Below are 1,540 nucleotides of genomic sequence, written 5' to 3'. Positions count from 1 at the left end.
CTCCTTATATTATATTTAGTGCAGTTAGCTACTGCCAAAGCCCAAGTGATACACTTGGAATAAGCCACTGTGGATTAGTTAATCTTCTCCAATCGCTTGACGATTTCGAAAAGGCTCTAACCACAGCTTTTTGTTTCAATTGGTAATGAGTTTGATAACGCCTAGACGTTTAATCTCCTGTAAGGTGACAAGGCAAAAAGTTCGTGGATAACCAAGTGCGCTTGAATACAATATATATTAGGAGGTAACCTCTATGCTTTTTGTGGGCATTGATGTCGCTAAAAACAAACATGATGTATCCGTCTTAAACGAACAAGGAAACAATGTCCTCAAACCACTCACTTTCTCTAATAACAGAGCTGGTTTTAGTCTCTTAGACAATACCCTGAAACAGCTAAACCAAGACGCTCTCATCGCTCTTGAAGATACCGGACATTATGCCTGTAATCTCTTAACTTTCCTTCATGAACAGGGCTATCCGGTCTATACTTACAACCCTCTGATTATCAAGGAGTTTGCCAAGTCACTGTCACTTCGTAAAACCAAGACAGATAAGAAAGATGCCCGTGTTATCGCACTTAAGGTATTATCAGATCCAAACCGTGAGCAGTTTCGACACGATAGCTGTCAAGAAGAGTTGAAGATTCTGACGAGACATATCCATCGCCTCAAGAAGAAACAGTCCGACTGGAAAGTCCAATATACTCGCTGTCTGGACATCATCTTTCCTGAGTTGGCTAAAATCATTGGAAAGCATTCCGATTATGCCTACGAGCTACTCTCACGCTACCCCAGCCCTCAGAAAATGCTGGACGCTGGGGTTGAGCAACTGATAGACATTAAGCGATTAACAGTCCCTAAAATACAGGATATTCTCAAAGTCGCATCAAACTCTATCGGGACAACTTCACCTGCCCATGAGTTTGAACTCCTCGAAATCATTGAGAATATCCAGCACTATAACAGGCTCATCGCCAAAGCCGAAAAACAAGTCGATGAGCTGATGGCTGAGATCAACTCGGTCATCACTACTGTGTCAGGTATCGGTAATCGGTTGGGCTCAGTTATCCTAGCGGAAATCAGAAATATCCATACCTTTGACAATCCAGCGCAACTTCAGGCTTTTGCTGGACTAGAACCCTCCATTTACCAATCAGGGCAGATAGACATATCAGGGAAAATGGTCAAGCGTGGATCGCCTCACCTACGATGGGCTCTCCTGCAAGCCGCACAGAAAGCGGCACGCTATTCCCCTGCCTTCAAAGCCTATCTCAGAACTAAGTTAGACCAAGGGAAGCATTACAATGTCGCTGTCACTCATGTCGCTAAGAAACTTATCCGAATACTCTTTTATCTGCTCAAATACGACAGCCCTTTTGACGAAAATAAAGTAAGATAATTCTCGAAAATCTTAGACTTATCCTAACCTTTGAAAAAATGAGGCGTTTCAGAGGCTTTTTAGTGTACTCTCAAACTCATAATGGGAACAAAATATAAATTCATCTAAAACTATTGACTTTTCTTATAGTTTGTCTTTTTA

Annotated in this window: 1 protein-coding gene; it reads left to right on the top strand. The window is 41.9% G+C overall.

Going from position 1 to position 1,540, the window contains the following annotated elements; translation table 11 throughout:
• Nucleotides 1–253: 253 nt before the first annotated feature.
• The gene (locus tag AC4HAF_RS10160; RefSeq protein WP_491097659.1) at nt 254–1,399 is read left to right on the top strand and encodes an IS110 family RNA-guided transposase; all 1,146 of its coding nucleotides are present in this window, start codon (nt 254–256) and stop codon (nt 1,397–1,399) included.
• Nucleotides 1,400–1,540: the final 141 nt, after the last annotated feature.

The sequence above is a fragment of the Streptococcus sp. ELY_90 genome, assembly GCF_058314475.1.
Note: the sequence above shows the minus strand (reverse complement) of the source record. Positions and strands in the feature narration are given on the sequence as shown.

Excerpts from the sequence above, each read along its gene's own strand:
- AC4HAF_RS10160 (WP_491097659.1), top strand. The coding sequence starts at position 254 with ATGCTTTTTGTGGGCATTGATGTCGCTAAAAACAAACATGATGTATCC.